This window comes from Polaromonas sp. P4_F4, assembly GCF_056401355.1.
Window position 1 is genome coordinate 110,703 of the sequence record NZ_JBFUJO010000011.1, and the last position, 15,596, is coordinate 126,298.

The 15,596-nt window shown below is 63.5% G+C and carries 16 protein-coding genes and 1 tRNA gene; 12 read left to right on the forward strand and 5 right to left on the reverse strand.

Features of this window, described 5'->3' with window-relative positions:
* The first annotated feature begins 60 nt into the window (after window positions 1–60).
* From mutM to mutY, 3 genes are all read left to right on the forward strand, one after another.
* Window positions 61–876 (forward strand): bifunctional DNA-formamidopyrimidine glycosylase/DNA-(apurinic or apyrimidinic site) lyase, encoded by an 816-nt coding sequence (mutM, locus tag AC1DUR_RS13655; RefSeq protein WP_477719510.1) that lies wholly within the window; start codon window positions 61–63, stop codon window positions 874–876.
* A gap of 76 nt (window positions 877–952) precedes the next feature.
* Window positions 953–2,932: a dynamin family protein gene (locus tag AC1DUR_RS13660; RefSeq protein WP_477719511.1), complete on the forward strand. Its 1,980-nt coding sequence runs from the start codon at window positions 953–955 to the stop codon at window positions 2,930–2,932.
* 19 nt (window positions 2,933–2,951) lie between these two features.
* Entirely contained in the window at window positions 2,952–4,103 is a 1,152-nt protein-coding gene (gene mutY, locus AC1DUR_RS13665; RefSeq protein ID WP_477719512.1) for an A/G-specific adenine glycosylase, read from the forward strand.
* Window positions 4,104–4,141: 38 nt separating this feature from the next.
* On the opposite strand, the gene rapZ is transcribed toward mutY, so the two are convergent.
* The 3 genes from rapZ to AC1DUR_RS13680 are packed head-to-tail and all read right to left on the reverse strand — an operon-like array spanning window position 4,142 to window position 7,560.
* Complete coding sequence (gene rapZ / locus AC1DUR_RS13670) at window positions 4,142–5,008, reverse strand: RNase adapter RapZ (RefSeq protein ID WP_477719513.1); 867 nt, start codon at window positions 5,006–5,008, stop codon at window positions 4,142–4,144.
* The gene (recN, locus tag AC1DUR_RS13675) at window positions 5,005–6,648 is read right to left on the reverse strand and encodes a DNA repair protein RecN (RefSeq protein WP_477719514.1); all 1,644 of its coding nucleotides are present in this window, start codon (window positions 6,646–6,648) and stop codon (window positions 5,005–5,007) included. Before recN ends, rapZ begins: the two co-directional genes overlap by 4 nt.
* A 36-nt stretch (window positions 6,649–6,684) precedes the next feature.
* Window positions 6,685–7,560 (reverse strand): NAD kinase, encoded by an 876-nt coding sequence (locus tag AC1DUR_RS13680; RefSeq protein WP_477719549.1) that lies wholly within the window; start codon window positions 7,558–7,560, stop codon window positions 6,685–6,687.
* A gap of 49 nt (window positions 7,561–7,609) precedes the next feature.
* Between AC1DUR_RS13680 and hrcA the strand changes: the two genes are divergently transcribed.
* Both hrcA and AC1DUR_RS13690 read left to right on the forward strand, forming a co-directional pair.
* A complete protein-coding gene (hrcA, locus tag AC1DUR_RS13685) occupies window positions 7,610–8,629 on the forward strand; it encodes a heat-inducible transcriptional repressor HrcA (RefSeq protein ID WP_477719515.1) in 1,020 nt (339 codons plus the stop codon).
* Between the two features lie 26 nt (window positions 8,630–8,655).
* A tRNA-Ile gene (locus AC1DUR_RS13690) sits at window positions 8,656–8,732 on the forward strand.
* A 102-nt stretch (window positions 8,733–8,834) separates the two neighbouring features.
* Here the strand turns inward: AC1DUR_RS13690 and AC1DUR_RS13695 are convergent.
* A complete protein-coding gene (locus AC1DUR_RS13695; protein WP_477719520.1) occupies window positions 8,835–9,692 on the reverse strand; it encodes a hypothetical protein in 858 nt (285 codons plus the stop codon).
* A gap of 213 nt (window positions 9,693–9,905) precedes the next feature.
* Window positions 9,906–10,349, reverse strand: coding sequence for a type II secretion system protein N (locus AC1DUR_RS13700; protein WP_477719521.1), 444 nt, complete (start codon window positions 10,347–10,349; stop codon window positions 9,906–9,908).
* A gap of 45 nt (window positions 10,350–10,394) precedes the next feature.
* On the opposite strand from AC1DUR_RS13700, the gene gspG reads away from it, so the two are divergent.
* The 7 genes from gspG to gspM all read left to right on the forward strand — a co-directional run bounded on the left by gspG (window position 10,395) and on the right by gspM (window position 15,531).
* Window positions 10,395–10,835, forward strand: a complete 441-nt coding sequence (gspG, locus tag AC1DUR_RS13705) for a type II secretion system major pseudopilin GspG (RefSeq protein ID WP_477719522.1) — start codon at window positions 10,395–10,397, stop codon at window positions 10,833–10,835.
* Window positions 10,810–11,319, forward strand: coding sequence for a prepilin-type N-terminal cleavage/methylation domain-containing protein (locus tag AC1DUR_RS13710; protein WP_477719523.1), 510 nt, complete (start codon window positions 10,810–10,812; stop codon window positions 11,317–11,319). The genes gspG and AC1DUR_RS13710 overlap by 26 nt, the downstream gene beginning before the upstream one ends.
* Entirely contained in the window at window positions 11,316–11,714 is a 399-nt protein-coding gene (gene gspI / locus AC1DUR_RS13715; protein WP_477719524.1) for a type II secretion system minor pseudopilin GspI, read from the forward strand. The genes AC1DUR_RS13710 and gspI overlap by 4 nt, the downstream gene beginning before the upstream one ends.
* A gap of 26 nt (window positions 11,715–11,740) precedes the next feature.
* Window positions 11,741–12,433, forward strand: a complete 693-nt coding sequence (locus tag AC1DUR_RS13720; RefSeq protein ID WP_477719525.1) for a PulJ/GspJ family protein — start codon at window positions 11,741–11,743, stop codon at window positions 12,431–12,433.
* 302 nt (window positions 12,434–12,735) lie between these two features.
* Entirely contained in the window at window positions 12,736–13,680 is a 945-nt protein-coding gene (gspK, locus tag AC1DUR_RS13725) for a type II secretion system minor pseudopilin GspK (protein ID WP_477719550.1), read from the forward strand.
* A 127-nt stretch (window positions 13,681–13,807) separates the two neighbouring features.
* Entirely contained in the window at window positions 13,808–15,031 is a 1,224-nt protein-coding gene (gspL, locus tag AC1DUR_RS13730; protein ID WP_477719526.1) for a type II secretion system protein GspL, read from the forward strand.
* Window positions 15,028–15,531 (forward strand): type II secretion system protein GspM, encoded by a 504-nt coding sequence (gene gspM / locus AC1DUR_RS13735; protein ID WP_477719527.1) that lies wholly within the window; start codon window positions 15,028–15,030, stop codon window positions 15,529–15,531. Before gspL ends, gspM begins: the two co-directional genes overlap by 4 nt.
* Window positions 15,532–15,596: the final 65 nt, after the last annotated feature.

Here is a 15,596-nt window from a genome sequence, read left to right on the forward strand (position 1 = left end):
CCCTCTTGTCCTCAGGGTCTGTCCCGCGGGTTGATGTTTGTTACCGCCTGACTGTGAGCCATGCCTGAACTGCCCGAAGTTGAAGTCACCCGCCTGAGTTTTGCAGACCGCATTGCGGGCGCCCGCATCGAGGCGGTATCCATGGGAAAACCGCTGCGCTGGCCGCTGGGCTGCAGTGCGCAGCGTCTCGTGGGCCTGCAGGTGCTGGCTGTGCGCCGCCGCGGCAAGTATCTCCTGGTCGACCTGAGCGATGGGTTGCTGCTGATTCACCTTGGCATGTCCGGCAGCGTGAGCTTTGGCTCGGGCCTTTCCTTGCCTGGCAAGCATGATCACTTTGACATGGTGACCAGCCTTGGAACCTTGCGCCTGAACGACCCGCGCCGTTTCGGCGCCGTGGTGTATGCCGGAGACGAGCACGACGCCGTGGCCCACAAGCTCCTGGGCCGGCTGGGTGTCGAGCCGCTCAGTGACGCGTTCGACGCGGCGGTGTTCCATCAGGCGCTCAAGCCCAGGCAGACCGCCATCAAGCAGGTCTTGTTGGGCGGCGAGGCCGTGGTGGGGGTGGGCAATATTTACGCATCGGAGGTGCTGTTTCTGGCCGGTATCCGGCCTACCACCAAGGCGTCCCGCATCAGCAAACCGCGTGCAGCGTTGCTTCACCGCGCCATTCGGCAGGTATTGACACAGGCCGTTACAAAAGGGGGAAGTACCCTCAGGGACTTTTCCAACGCCCAGGGCGAGGCGGGTCATTTTCAGCTTGACGCCATGGTGTACGACCGTGCCGGCATGCCCTGCAAGGTGTGCGGATCGCCCATCAAAAGTATTCGGCAGGGCCAGCGATCGACTTTTTATTGCGCCAGTTGCCAGAAACCGTGAGCGTTCCACAGAGGAAGCCCATGGTTGTTTCGGGTGGGCGATGCTATATTGACCGCTCACATCCACACAGTTGACTATGTCTTTTAACGAAAAATTTGATCAGCACGGCGTATGGCGACGCGGATTTGCCCTGCGACTGAAGCTGCTTGCCGAGTGGATGAAAGACCATGACCTGCTCGACGCCGCGGTGGAAGAGCGGTTGCACAGGCTGGAGTCGCAGGTGCGCTCCGACAAGGTCATGGTGGCCTTTGTGGCGGAGTTTTCGCGTGGCAAATCCGAGCTGATCAATGCCATCTTCTTTGCCGGCTATGGCCGCCGCATCATGCCGGCGAGCGCCGGCCGCACCACCATGTGCCCGACCGAGCTGGGCTATGACGCGGATGTGCCGCCCTGCCTGCGCCTGTTGCCGATCGAGACGCGCCTGCAGACCCAGGCGCTGATGGAATGGCGGATGGTGCCCGAAAAGTGGACGCGCGTTGACCTGGACGTGAACGACCCGGCCCAGCTGGCGCAGGCGCTCGAGAAGGTCGCCGAAGTCCGGCATGTCACCCAGGAAGAGGCCCGCCTGCTCGGGTTCTGGAACGACAGCACCCCCGAAGACAACCCCCTGGTAGGCGCCGATGGCCTGATCGAGGTGCCGAAGTGGCGTCATGCACTGATCAACATTGCGCATCCCCTGCTCAAGCAGGGCCTGGTCATCCTCGATACGCCGGGCTTGAATGCAATTGGCGCCGAGCCTGAGCTGACCGTCAGCCTGATTCCCCAGGCGCATGCGGTGGTGTTCATCCTCGCCGCCGATACGGGTGTGACCAAATCCGACCTTTCCATCTGGCGCGAACACCTCATCACCGAGGGCGATGCCAGCGACGCACGCCTAGTAGTGCTGAACAAGATCGACACCATGTGGGACGCCTTGAGCACACCCGAGCAGGTGCAGGCGCAAATTGACCGGCAAAGGGTGACATCGGCCGAAATCCTGGGACTGCCCGAGTCGCAGGTCATTCCCGTTTCTGCGCAAAAGGGACTGCTTGCCAAAGTGACGGGCGACAAGGCGCTGTTGCAGGCCAGCCGTTTGCCGGTGCTTGAGCTTGCGCTGGCGCAGGGTGTGATGGGTCAGCGCCAGAAGATCCTGCGCACGGCAGTGGCCGGCGGCATTGGCGAGCTGAGAGTCGAGGCGGGGCGCGCCATGCATATTCGCCGGCGTGATCTGGCCGAGCAGATGATTGAGCTGCGCGGCCTGAGGGGTAAAAACATCTCGGTGATCAAGCACATGCGCACGCGCATCGAGCAGGAGCAGGGCGAGTTTGACACCAGCGGCGCCAAAATACATGCGGTGCGGTCCGTGCACCTTAAATTGCTTCGGGATATGTTCAACCTGCTCAGCACGCCGACGCTGAAGGCCGAGCTGGCCGAGCTGACCGCCACGCTCAAGAAGTCGGGCATCAAGCTCGGCGTGAAGAAGGCTTACGGTCAGACCTTTTCGCGGCTGCGCGAGGGCCTGCAAAAGTGCCAAATCCTCAGTGGCGAAATCCAGTCCATGCTGACCGCCTCTTTTCGGCAGTTGAATGCTGAATTCAGCTTCTCGCTGCAAGCTCCCAAGGAGCCCGAGTTGACCCGGTATGTGAACGATCTGGAGCTCATACAGCGCAGCCACCTGCAATACCTCGGGGTCAGCAATATGCTCAAACTCTCGCAGGCGGAGTTTTCCGAGCGGCTGGTTCGGGCGCTGGCCACGCGCCTGCGTGTCGTGTATGAGTCCGCCTTGGGCGAAGTGGAGCTCTGGAACAAGTCGGCGGCTTCGCAACTGGATGCGCAGCTGCGCGAGCGGCGCCGCAATTTCGGGCGCAGGCTCGAAGCGATTGAGCGTATCCAGCAGGCCGCATCTGGCCTGGACGAGCGGATTGCCGAGATTGAAGACCAGGAGAATGTGCTCAATGAGCTTGACACCAAGCTCAAAGAGCTGACCGAGCACCTGATGGTCGGGCCTGCAACCCATCCCAGGGAAGAAGAGCCGGCGGCTTCCACAGAACAGGTGGCGTTGAGCCAGGTTGCCTGACCTTGATTCCTGACCGTTGATGATGGCCGCAGGCGCCGCGCCCAAAGGCAGGCCGACCACCCCGCCTGCTCGCCCGCAGGGCGGGAAACCGGATCTCGCGCGACCGGCGCTGTCAGGTTTTGCCGTGAAAATCGTGCGCTGGCAGGCCACGCATGGACGCAATAGCCTGCCCTGGCAAAACACGCGCGACCCCTACCGTGTCTGGCTGTCGGAGATCATGCTTCAGCAGACCCAGGTTGCCACCGTGCTCGACTATTACGCCCGGTTTTTGCAGCATTTCCCTGCCGTCAGCGACCTGGCCGCTGCCTCGCAGGATGAGGTGCTGGCCTTGTGGAGCGGTCTGGGCTACTACAGCCGTGCACGCAACCTGCATCGTTGCGCGCAGGAGGTGATGCAGCTGCACGCAGGGCAGTTTCCGCGTACCGCCGAACAGCTTCAAACCTTGCCGGGCATAGGCCGCTCTACCGCGGCTGCCATTGCGTCATTTTGTTTTGGAGAGCGCGTCGCGATCCTGGACGGCAACGTCAAACGGGTGCTTACGCGGGTGCTGGGCTTTTCGGCCGACCTGGCGCAAGGCGCCAATGAGCGCGCACTGTGGAACATGGCCACCGACCTGCTGCCAACGCAGAATCTGCCAGACAGCATGCCGCGCTACAGCCAGGGGTTGATGGATCTGGGCGCCACAATTTGTGCCGGCCGGCAGCCGCAATGCCTGTTGTGCCCGGTGCAGAACCTGTGCAGTGCCCGCGCGACCGGTGAACCCGAAAAATACCCCGTCAAAACGCGAACACTCAAACGCAGTTCGAAGGCGCTGAGCCTGTTATGGGCGCAAAGGCCGGACGGGTCGGTATGGCTTGAAAAGCGTCCTGCGTCCGGCATCTGGGGCGGGCTGTATTGCCTGCCGGTGTTTGACAGCGATGACGCCCTGAAAGCTTTTTTGCCTGCCGGCGTGCACGGCAGGCTCGAGCCCTTGCCGCATTTCGTCCATGTGCTGACGCACAGGGATTTGCATCTGGCCCCTTGGATCGCAGGCTTTAGCGCGGGCCAGGCCATGCCGAAAGCGATGGACGCGGGGGCGAGATCCGGTGCATGGTTTGGCCCGGCGCAATGGCCGGGTTTGGGCTTGCCTGCACCCATCCGCAAACTGCTGCTGCAGGATGCGCCGGCATGACCTGAATGTGGGCGATGCGCTGGGTTGCTACCGCTTGATCAGCCGGCATCCAGTTCGCGATGCCGTTTCAGGGTAGGCCACTGCCTGCCAAACGACTCAGCCAGCTTTTCCACCAGGTAAACGGAGCGGTGCTGGCCACCGGTGCAGCCGATGGCCACGGTCACATAGCTGCGGTGATCCTTCACCAGTGCCTGCAACCAGTGATCAAGGAACTTCTTGATATCCCTGAACATGTCGGCCACCTCTGCATGCGCCTTCAGGTAATCGGCAACGGCCTGGTCGCACCCTGTCAGGTGGCGAAGGTCCGGTTCGTAATGCGGGTTGGGGAGCATCCGCACGTCAAAGACGTAGTCGGCATCCAGTGGCACCCCCCGCTTGAAGGCAAATGACTCAAACACCAGCGTCAGTTGGGGTGCCGGGGCGGCGATCAGCGATTTCACATAGGCCTGCAACTGCGAGGCGCGGATCATGCTGGTGTCCAGCACATGGGATTGCTCGCGTATGTCGCCCAGCAGCTCGCGCTCCAGCTCAATGGCATCGACCAGCGCCCGGTGCTGGTCGGCCGTATCGCCGCGCGACAGCGGGTGCAGCCGGCGGGTTTCGGAAAAGCGCCGCACCAGCGTGTCGGTGCTGGCGTCTAGAAACAAGGACTGGACGGTCACGCCCTGTGCCTGCAATTGCCGCAGCTGCTGCGGAACAAGCGGCAATGATGTGGCGCTTCGCACATCCATCGCGATGGCCACTTTTCGGGGGCCGCGCTGGTGCTCGAGCGCTACAAAAGGCGTCAGCAACTCCGGTGGCAGGTTGTCCACGCAGTAATAGCCGGCGTCTTCCAGCGCGTGCAGGGCCACGGACTTGCCCGAGCCCGACATGCCGGTGATGAGTACCATTTCCAGAGCCATCATTGGCCCAGCATTTCCTTGGCATGCGCAAGCGTGGTGCCCGACAGGCGTTCACCACCCAGCATGCGGCCAACCTCCGCCACGCGCTGTTCGCCATTGACGTGGTCCACGGTGCTGACAGTCGCACCTTTTTCGGTGCGCTTGGCCACCACCAGATGCTGGTCGGCACACGCAGCGACCTGGGGCAGATGGGTCACAGCCATGACCTGCCGGTCTTTGCCCAGCTGCTTCATCAGGCGGCCAACGGTTTCAGCCACGGCGCCGCCCACGCCCGAATCAACTTCATCGAAGATCAGGGTTTGCGCCTGGCCCAGCTGGCTGGTGGTGACGGCAATGGCGAGCGCGATGCGCGACAACTCGCCGCCTGACGCGACCTTGCCGACAGGACGGGGCGTGCTGCCGCTGTGGCCGGCGACCAGGAATTCGGCCTGCTCAAGCCCATGCTGGGCAGGTTGCTCCAGCTTGCCGAGCGAGACGTCAAATTTTCCACCCTGCATGCCCAGGCCCTGCATGGCTTGTGTGATGGCCCTGGCGAGCAGGGGGGCTGCCTTGCTGCGGGACTTGGAGACCTGGCGGGCTTCTTCCATATAAGCCGAGCGGGCAAGGTGCTCATTTTTTTCCAGCTGGACCAGATCCGCCGCTTCATCGAGCCGGTGCAGGTCACTTTGCCAGGAGGCCAGCAATTCAGGCAGCTCGGCAGGCGTGCGTTTGTAACGCCTGGCCAGGCTGACCCAGAGAGACAGGCGCTCATCCAGTTCGGCCAGCCGCTGCGGCTCCAGCTCGGCATGCCTTGCATAGCCGTTCAGTGAGTGAACGGCATCTTCGACCTGCGCCAATGCGCTGTTCAAAACCTCGGCAAGCCCTTTGAATTCAGGCTCTATGTGCTCCTGATTTTGCAGTGATGAAATGGCGCGGCCGAGCAGGGCTGTGGCGTTGTCGTCGGCTTCCTGCAGGGCGTCGACGGCGGTCTGCACCGCATCGCGCAAGGCCTGGGCATTCGAAAGGCGACCGTGCTGGGCATTGAGCTCGTCCCATTCATCCACGCCCGGTGCCAGCTTTTCCAGCTCGCCGATCTGCCAGGCCAGGCGTTCGCGTTCACGCTGCAGGCTGTCCTGGGCGGCGCGCGCGTCGGTCAATGTTTTCTGGGCCGCACGCCACGCTTGCCAGCACTGGGAGAGCGTGACGGTGGACAGGTCCGCATAGGAGTCCAGCAGGCCGCGCACCGCGTCGGGGCGGGTCAGGCTCTGCCAGGCGTGCTGGCCATGGATGTCCACCAGCTGGTCGGCGATTTCCTTGAGCTGGGTGGCGGTGGCCGCGCTGCCATTGATCCAGGCCCGGCTTTTTCCCTGCGAATCAATCGTGCGGCGCAGCAGCAGGCTGCCGTCCGCCTGGAGTCCGGCCTGCTCAAGCCACGGCGCCAGGCCGGCGGGGCTGTCAAATTCCGCACTGATCTCGCAGCGCGCAGCGCCCTCACGGACCACGCCGGCATCGGCGCGTGCGCCCAGCGCCAGCTGCAGGGCGTCAATCAATATCGATTTACCGGCCCCGGTTTCCCCGGTGAGGACGGTAAATCCATCCGACAGATCCAGGTCCAGTGCATGGACGATGACAAAATCGCGAAGCGAAATGCTTTTGAGGCTCATAAGTTAAATCCGGGCCAGGAGGTCAGCCGGGGCGCTTCAGGCCACGCCTTCATTCCAGTGCAGTTTTTTGCGCAGGGTATCAAAATAACTCCATCCCTTGGGGTGCAGGAACCGCATCTGGTGCTCCGATCGCCTGACGGTGATCCGGTCGCCATGCAGCAAGGTGGCCAGCGACTGCATGTCAAAGTTGGCGCTGGCATCCCGGCCCGCCACTATTTCAATCGTAATTTCCCCCGCATCTGACAGCACGATGGGCCTGTTTGACAAGGTATGCGGGGCAATCGGAACCAGTATCCAGCCGGGGATGGACGGGTGCAGCAAGGGGCCGCCGGCGGAGAGGGCATAGGCCGTGGAGCCGGTGGGAGAAGCAATGATCAGGCCGTCAGCGCGCTGGTTGGCCACAAAGCGGCCATCGACTTCCACACGCAGCTCCACCATACCGGCGGTCGCGCCGCGATTGACCACGACGTCATTCATGGCCGTTGCGCTGAAGACGCAGCGCCCGTCGCGCACCACCTTGGCCTGCATCATCCAGCGCCGGTCTTCCTCAAACTCGCCGCGCAGCATGGGTTTGAGCGTGTCCTGGTAATCGTCAAACGAGATGTCGGTGATGAAACCGAGCCGGCCCTGGTTGATACCCACCAGCGGAATGCCAAACTGGGCCAGCAGCCGGCCGATGCCCAGCATGGTCCCGTCGCCGCCAACCACCAGGGCGAGGTCGCACTGGGCGCCTATGCCGGCCGCATCCAGCGTGGGGAACTGCGTCAGGCCGGTGTTGCTGGCGGTGTCCTGCTCAATCGCCACATCGCAGCCCTGCGTGCCCAGAAAGTGCGCAATGTCTTCCAGCGCAGAACGGGACCCCTGGGCGTGGTACTTGCCGATCAGTGCGACATGGCGAAATTGCGACTTCATCATCAAATTACATCACAACATGGTTTCGGAAGCTTCGTAGAATGTCAGTATGCTTGATGATCGTGCCCGGTTGTTGCTCAAGGCGCTGGTGGAGCGCTACATTGCTGATGGTCAGCCGGTCGGGTCGCGCACGCTGTCCAGGGCCTCCGGTCTTGAATTGTCTCCCGCCACCATACGCAATGTCATGAGCGATCTGGAGGAACTGGGCCTGATTGTCAGCCCGCATACCTCAGCCGGCCGCATTCCAACCGCCCGCGGCTACCGCCTCTTCGTCGACACCATGCTCACCACGCAGCGCGACCAGCTTTCTTCGGGGGGGCAGATCACCGCCCCCAGGCTGGCACCCGACCAACCGCAGAAAGTGATCAGCAACGCCGCCCACATGCTGTCCAGCCTGTCGCAGTTCGTCGGTGTCGTCATGGCGCCGCGCCGCACGTCGGTGTTTCGGCATATCGAGTTTTTGCGCCTGTCGGAAAAACGGTTTCTCGTGATCATCGTCTCGCCGGACGGCGACGTGCAAAACCGCGTCATCTTTACCGAGGCCGACTACACGCAGTCTCAATTGATCGAAGCCTCCAATTTCCTCAATTCGCACTATGCGGGCATGGCTATTGAAGAAGTGCGCGAGCGCCTGCAAAACGAGGTGGAAGTGCTCCGGGGCGAAATCGCCGCCCTGATGCAGGCTGCCGTCCAGGTCAGTTCCGAGGCTATCGAATCGCGTGACGAAGTGGTGGTTTCGGGCGAGCGCAACCTGCTGGCCGTCAGCGATTTCTCCAGCGACATGGGCAACCTGCGCAAGCTCTTCGATCTTTTTGAGCAGAAGGCACAGCTGATGCGCCTGCTCGACGTATCAAGCCGTGCCGAGGGTGTGCGCATTTACATTGGCGGCGAAAGCCAGGTCATTCCCTACCAGGAACTCTCGGTGGTGACGGCGCCTTACGAGGTGGACGGCCAGGTCGTGGGAACACTGGGTGTTATCGGCCCCATGCGCATGCCCTATGAAAAAATGATCCAGATTGTCGATATCACCTCCAAACTGGTCAGCACGGCCCTAAGCCACAGCAAGTAGGCCCTTACAATCTGCCTTGTTGATGGGGGGCGTTAGCTCAGTTGGTTAGAGCAGAGGACTCATAATCCTTTGGTCGTTGGTTCAAGTCCAACACGCCCTACCAGTGCATTTGCGCCTCAGCCCCGGTTCCGGGTCTGGGGCGTTTCTACAAGCAGGGCCTCTTCTACAAAGCTGGATATCGCGGAGCCAGGTTTCGGTTGCCCGATTACTTCGCCCAGGAGGGGGTAAAACCCGAGCGCGAGGTGCGGGCGAATATCACGGAGGGACTCTCGTTCACATCCACCACGAACGGTTCCACAAACCTTCGACCGCGCGACAGGAAGACCAGTTCGAAGTTCCGTCGTATGGACGGTGAAACATGGGGCTCTTTGCGTTGCCCTACGGACTTGCAATCGTAGGTATACGCCACCCCAAAGGGCGTCCATTCCTCGGGAACCGCCCTGGCGCCCCGGTTGATGCAAACCTTGCTTTCTTCCCATTCGATACTTTCCAGCTTGTCGTCGACAAGAGTGCTGGAGATATAACTTTCCTGAAGCGACAACCGGTTCCCCACCATCTCCAAAGTCCGCAGGTTGCCGTTAAAGGAAAAGTCGGTAAGCACATGGGCATAGAGCGGAGGTTTGCCCTCGTCGGCCGCGGCGACGGCCACGCGAAGGAGGCCTGCCAGCGCCGTCAGTTCCTGCTGTTTCCCGGGGGTGCTGTCGTTTCGTGTGGTCGCTACCGCGCAAAGATTGAAGCCGCCGGAGGTCACCGTGCATTCGTACTCCCGTGAACGCGTGGCAGATATCGACACCATGGTCAGGACGCCTTCAAGGGTCCCGCGGTAGCCCATCTTTGGGCGGATGCCCGAAAGCCTCGTTGACTCCAGGAGCTTTCTGGTGACTTGTTCTGACAACACAGGCTTGAGTTCTTCAGGCAACGCCACGGTACTCGCGACCTCGCGCTGGGCCAGGGCCGGAGTGCTCCAAAAAGCTGATGCTGTCCACAGGATCGCCGAGGCAGAAAATATCGCGAGGGCAGCGCGGGCTTTCTGCGGCGACCCCAACTGTTTGACGTGACGCATAGGAGTACTCTCAAAGCTCAAAGTCGGAGCCGCAAGTTTTTAATTGTGACGGCACTACCATTTAAATATTACTCCCAGGTTCGCCGTTTCCTGGGAGTTCGTCCTGCAGCCATCAACGTACAGAAAAAGAAAGGGCTTGCAACACAAGGACAAACGGGACAAGCGGGACAGACGGGACAAGAGCTGCAAGCCGTTATGTCCAGACTGCCCGGATCATCGCGGCAGCGGTGGCATGTCGAGCGTCACGAGGGCAGGGCCGTTGCGTGTTGCTCCCAGTGTGGCCTGACGCGCTGCCGTCGACTGCAGGATCAGACCCTCTTCGACTTCACTGCCCACACGAAATGGCCGCGCAGGCTTGCCGTCGATGGCGATCAGTGCGGCGCCGCCGCCAGGGGAGCCGGCCACTACGCCATGCAGGGAAAACCGGCTGGCAAGGCTGACTTGTGGTGAGGGTGTTGGGGCTGCTGCGCCCAGCACGCGCGCGACGGCCAGCGGATCGAGGGACGCGGGGCTCGCTGCGGTGACGGGCACCGGCTCGGCCATACCGCGTCCGGGGGCCAGTCGCAGTCCCCAGTACACCAGGCTCGCAGCAGCGAGTGCCCAGACTACCAGCGTAATGGCCCGCAAGCCCAGCCTGCTTTGTGAAAGTATTACCACGCTGAGATTATGATGGAAGCACACTGGTCTACCGACATGCCAACCATGACCTCTCTCAAGTTTTTCGCGCGCCGTAGCCTGCAGGCTGGCTTCACCCTGATTGAGCTGATGGTCGTTCTGGTCATCATCGGTGTGCTGGCGGCGCTGATTGTTCCCAATGTGCTGGACCGTGCCGATGATGCGCGTGTCATGGCGGCCAGAACCGATGTGAACAACCTGAGCCAGGCGCTCAGGCTCTACAAGCTGGACAACCAGCGCATGCCCACCGCCGAGCAGGGCCTGCAGGCGCTGATCGTCAAGCCCACGAGCGGGCCGATTCCGGCCAACTGGAAATCCTACGTGGAAAAGCTGCCCAACGATCCCTGGGGCCGTCCTTACCAGTACCTCAACCCCGGCATCAAAGGGGAAGTCGATGTCATGTCTCTGGGGGCCGACGGCCAGGCCGGCGGTGAAGGCAAAGATGCTGACATCGGCAGCTGGCAATAGGGATATTGCCTCCATTCCCGTCCCTGCACGTGCTGCCCCGGGAGCCCGTGCCCGCAATCCCCGCAACTGGGGGTTTACCTTGCTCGAACTCCTCGTGGTGGTGGCTATCATGGCACTGGCCACGGCCGGCGTGACGCTGGCGCTGCGCGACAACGCCCAGACCACGCTGGAGCGCGAGGCGCTGCGGCTGGCGGTCTTGTTTGAGTCGGCCCGCGCGCAGTCGCGTGCAAGCGGTGTAGCGGTGTACTGGCACACCACCGCCGAGGGTTTTCGCTTCGAAGGTCTGCCGTCCAAGGCTTTACCCGCCAGGTGGCTGGCCGAAGGCACGATGGTTCGCGGCAGCCCCAGCGTGCAGCTCGGACCCGAGCCCATCATTGGCCCGCAGGCGGTGGAACTTTTCAGCGTCAGCCAGTCTGATCGCACCCTGCGCGTCGCCACCGACGGGCTGCGTCCCTTTGCCGTTCAGGGAGCGGTCCAGCCATGACGCCGCATCGGTCTCCGCCACAGCTACAGCTACGGGCACGCCGTTCCTCGGCGGGCTTCACGTTGATCGAGGTGCTGGTGGCCCTGGGCATTGTGGCGATCGCCCTCGTGGCGGGCTTTCAGGCGACGAGCGCCCTGACCAACAACGCCTGGCGCCAGTCCGACGTTCTGCTTGCGCATTTGTGCGCGGAAAACCAGCTGGTCAAGGTTCGCCTGTCGCGGCAGATGCCCGGCATCGGCGACAGCACGGAGGCCTGCGAGCAGGCCGGACGCGGCCTGCAGGTCACGCTGTCGGTGCAGCCCACACCCAACCCCGAATTCCGGCGCGTGGATGCGCAGGTGAGCGACGGCAACACGCCGATCCTCCAGCTGTCCACGGTGGTGACGCGCTATTGATCTATTGAGCTATGCAGGCGGACCCCATGCGAACCCAAGCCCGAAGCAGCGGCTTTACCTTGATCGAAGTGCTGGTGGCCATCACGGTCATGGCGCTGCTGGCCGTGCTCAGCTGGCGCGGCCTCGACGGGATGGCGCGCGCGCAGGCCCAGACCAGCCAGCGTGCCGACGAGGTGCTGACACTGCAGGCCGGCCTTGCGCAATGGAAAGTCGATCTGGATGCGCTGGCCCAGCTGCCCCGTGTGAGCAACCTGGATTGGGATGGCCGCGTGCTACGCATGACGCGGCGCACGGCCTCGGGCGGCGAGGGCGTGCTGGTGGTGGCATGGACCCGCCGCATCGATGCGGCTGGGGGGCAGTGGCTGCGCTGGCAGTCGCCGGTGCTGAGTACCGCAGCCGACTGGAACGAGTCCTGGAGCCGGGCGGCGCTTTGGGCGCAAAACGCCAGCACCGAGGATCGCGCGCGCGAAGTGCCTGTGACGCCGCTGGAAGACTGGCAACTCTTTTATTTCCGCAGCGACGCGTGGACCAATCCGCAGTCCAGCGACGGTAGCCGGGGGACGGCCATGACCCCGCCGGCGGCCGCGCAGCCCGTGTCCCAGCAGACTGTTGTGCCCGACGGCATCCGCCTGGTGCTGACCCTGCCGCCCGGTCAGGCGATCAGTGGCAAGCTCACCGTTGACTGGGTGCGCCCAACTTTCGGAAGCGAGAAGTCTTGATGCCCCCACGCTTGTCACTGCGTGTACTGCGCGAGGCCTTGCAGGCCGCGGCTCGCGAGACGCTTCGCCTCTGTCGCCCGTCCAAGCCTGCGCAGGCAGGCTTGGAGCCCCGGGGCTCCAGCCCCTCGGGGCCGCTGCGCCTGCGGTCTGGCGAAGCCAGTCCCGCGGCCCCTGCTGGGGTGGAGAGCCTCCACGGTTGCTTACTGCGCCTGCGGTCTGGCCCTTCGACAGGCTCAGGACAGGCCAAGGCCGGTCCCGCGGCCCCGGCTGGAGGGAAGAGCCTCCACGCTCGCTCACTGCGTATAGCGCTCGAGTCGGGTGCGGCGCTTCTGAGTGCCATGCTCACCGTGACACTGGTGGCTACCTTTGCCGCGGCGGCGCTCTGGCAGCAGTGGCGCAGTGTGGAAGTGGAGGCGGCTGAGCGTGCCCGGGTGCAGTCGGCATGGATTCTGACGGGCGCCCTGGACTGGACGCGCCTGATCCTGCGTGAGGATGCCCGTGCGGGCGGGGCTGACCATCTGGCTGAGCCGTGGGCCGTGCCCTTGAATGAAGCGCGGCTGTCGAGCTTTCTGGCCATTGACAAGAATGCCAGCGAAACCGAGCGCGAAGCGTTTCTCTCCGGCCAGGTGAGCGACTTGCAGGGCAGGCTCAACGTGATCAACCTGGTTGCAGGCAACGCGATTTCGGAACCCGCCATGGCCAGCTTTGGCCGGCTGTTCGAGTTGCTGGGTTTGCCGGTCCAGCAGTTGAATACCCTGGCCAGCCAATTGCTGCAGGTCTCACAGGCCGGCGCTCAGGCGGCTACCCAGCAGACACCCCTGATGCCCCAGCGGGTCGAGCAGCTGGTCTGGCTGGGGCTTGCTCCCGAGACGCTTGCCGCGCTGGAACCCTACATCACGTTGCTGCCCGTGCGCACCCCCGTCAACCTCAATACCGCCAGCGCTGAAGTTATTTACGCCAGCACACCCGGGCTGGAGATGGCCGAAGCGCAAAAACTGGTGGCCGCGCGTGCGCGCAACCACTTTCGAACGCTGGCCGATGCCAATCAGCAACACAGTGGCCCAAGCGGCGCGTTCAATGACGGGCAGCATGCGGTGGCCTCCCGGTTTTTCGAAGTACGCGGCAGATTGCGGCTCGACCAGACCGAAGTCCAGGAGCGTTCAGTGCTGCAGCGCGACGGCCTGACGGTGCGCACGCTCTGGCGCGACCGGGGCGTCGTCACGGTGGCAGACGTGGCCCGCCGCTGAGATGCCGAGAAGAATTGCATCCATTGCATCCGGCCGCGGTCGGGGGTACGTTGAGGGTACGTTGGGGTCGTTGGGGTATTCATAGTAAAACGCTACCCTACAATGAAATGAACCGGGGTCTTTGCCCATGAGCACACTGATCGTTTACCTACCCTTGGCGGCACCCGGTGCCGCGGCGAGCTATGACTATGTACGCACGCACGACGGTCGAACGATGACGGACCACGCCAGTGTGCCGCTGGCCCTGCTGCCGGCTGCCGAGCGTGGCGGCGAGGTGATCGCCGTCGTGCCCGTGGGACTGTTGTCGTGGCACTTGGTCGAATTGCCCAAAGGCGTTGGCATGGGCTCACCGCGACTGCGGTCCATCCTGGAAGGCCTGCTCGAAGACCGGCTGCTGGACGAGCCGGAGCAACTGCATCTGGCACTGGCGCCGGGTGCCGTTGCTGGCGGACGGGCCTGGGTTGCTGTTTGCGACAAGCAGTGGCTGCGTGGGCACCTGCAGGCACTGGAACTCGCGCAACGCCCGGTCACCCGCATCGTGCCGGAGTTTTCCCCCGCGACGGGCCCTCTGTACCTGCACGCTGTGGGTGAGGCCGACCTGCCGCGGCTGCTGGTTACCGGCGACGTTGCAGCGGGCGTGATGCTGCTTCCCCTGAACGTCGCAGCACTGACCCTGATCCCGGTCACCAGTGAATCCGATGAAGAGCTTCAGGCCCTGGCTGAACCCGGCGTGGCCGCGCTGGCCGAGCAGGTGCTTCAGCGCAAGGTCGGCGTGATGACCCGGCCCCAGCGCTGGCTCGAGGCCGCCCGCTCACCCTGGGACCTGGCGCAGTTTGAGCTGGCCTCGTCGAGCCGCGCTCGCACGGTCAAACGCCTATTCAGTGTGCTCCGCGAGCTATGGCAATCGCCTGCCTGGCGACCGGCGCGGTGGGGCGCTGCATTGCTGCTGCTGGTCAATCTGGTCGGGCTGAACGCCTGGGCCTGGAAAGAGCAGTCAGCACTGCAGGCCCGGCGTGCTGCCGTCAGGGACACCCTGACGCAGACCTTTCCGCATGTCAGGGTGGTGGTCGATGCGCCGCTGCAAATGGAACGTGAGGTGGCGGCGTTGCGGCAGGCCACCGGAGCCGCCTCCGGGCGGGATCTGGAGGCCATTCTGGCGGCTCTGGGCACGACCATGGCTCCTGGCCGGACTGCGGGCGCCATTGAATTCGTGGCGGGCGAGGCCCGCATCAAGGGCCTGCAACTCGGTCCCGAGGAAGCGTCCAGCCTGTCCGTCCAACTCAAGGGCCAGGGCTACAGCGCGCGGGCGGAAGGCGACACCATGTTCATCAAGCAGGAGCTGGCCCCATGAAAATCGCCGATGCCCTGGTCCCTCTTCAGGCGCGCTGGCATGCACTTGGCCAACGCGAGCAAACCTTGCTCCGCAGCGTCGCGTTGCTGGTCGGGCTGGCATTGCTCTGGTGGGTGCTGATGGTGCCCCCGTTGCGCACCTTGCGCCAGGCTGAGGCGCAGCAGCGTAGCCTGGATGCGCAGTGGCAGAAAATGCAGGGCCTGCGGGTGCAGGCTCAGGCCCTGCAGGCGCAGCCCAGGATCAGCCGTGATGATGCGCTGCGCGCTCTCCAGGCTTCGGTGAAGCTTCTGGGCGCGTCTGCGCAGCTGAGTGTGGTGGGCGACCGCGCCACCGTCACGCTGCGCAACACGCCGGCCGACGCTTTGGCCCAGTGGTTGGCCCAGGCGCGTGCAAATGCGGGCGCCATACCGGATGAGGCGCGCCTGGTGCGCAATGCGTCCAACCCGGCCGGTCCGGCCGTGTGGGACGGCATGCTGGTACTGAGGCTTCCGGTGCAGTAGGCCGGTCCCGTTTCATTCGGTCATCTCCCTGCTTCACGTCTTCAAGCCTTCAAGCCAAGCCTGAA

Excerpts from the sequence above, each read along its gene's own strand:
- gspI (WP_477719524.1), top strand. The coding sequence starts at position 11,316 with ATGACGCCGCATCGGTCTCCGCCACAGCTACAGCTACGGGCACGCCGT.
- gspG (WP_477719522.1), top strand. The coding sequence starts at position 10,395 with ATGACCTCTCTCAAGTTTTTCGCGCGCCGTAGCCTGCAGGCTGGCTTC.
- gspM (WP_477719527.1), top strand. The coding sequence starts at position 15,028 with ATGAAAATCGCCGATGCCCTGGTCCCTCTTCAGGCGCGCTGGCATGCA.
- mutY (WP_477719512.1), top strand. The coding sequence starts at position 2,952 with ATGATGGCCGCAGGCGCCGCGCCCAAAGGCAGGCCGACCACCCCGCCT.
- AC1DUR_RS13680 (WP_477719549.1), bottom strand. The coding sequence starts at position 7,560 with ATGAAGTCGCAATTTCGCCATGTCGCACTGATCGGCAAGTACCACGCC.
- AC1DUR_RS13695 (WP_477719520.1), bottom strand. The coding sequence starts at position 9,692 with ATGCGTCACGTCAAACAGTTGGGGTCGCCGCAGAAAGCCCGCGCTGCC.
- AC1DUR_RS13720 (WP_477719525.1), top strand. The coding sequence starts at position 11,741 with ATGCGAACCCAAGCCCGAAGCAGCGGCTTTACCTTGATCGAAGTGCTG.
- mutM (WP_477719510.1), top strand. The coding sequence starts at position 61 with ATGCCTGAACTGCCCGAAGTTGAAGTCACCCGCCTGAGTTTTGCAGAC.
- AC1DUR_RS13710 (WP_477719523.1), top strand. The coding sequence starts at position 10,810 with ATGCTGACATCGGCAGCTGGCAATAGGGATATTGCCTCCATTCCCGTC.
- AC1DUR_RS13660 (WP_477719511.1), top strand. The coding sequence starts at position 953 with ATGTCTTTTAACGAAAAATTTGATCAGCACGGCGTATGGCGACGCGGA.
- gspL (WP_477719526.1), top strand. The coding sequence starts at position 13,808 with ATGAGCACACTGATCGTTTACCTACCCTTGGCGGCACCCGGTGCCGCG.
- rapZ (WP_477719513.1), bottom strand. The coding sequence starts at position 5,008 with ATGATGGCTCTGGAAATGGTACTCATCACCGGCATGTCGGGCTCGGGC.
- recN (WP_477719514.1), bottom strand. The coding sequence starts at position 6,648 with ATGAGCCTCAAAAGCATTTCGCTTCGCGATTTTGTCATCGTCCATGCA.
- hrcA (WP_477719515.1), top strand. The coding sequence starts at position 7,610 with ATGCTTGATGATCGTGCCCGGTTGTTGCTCAAGGCGCTGGTGGAGCGC.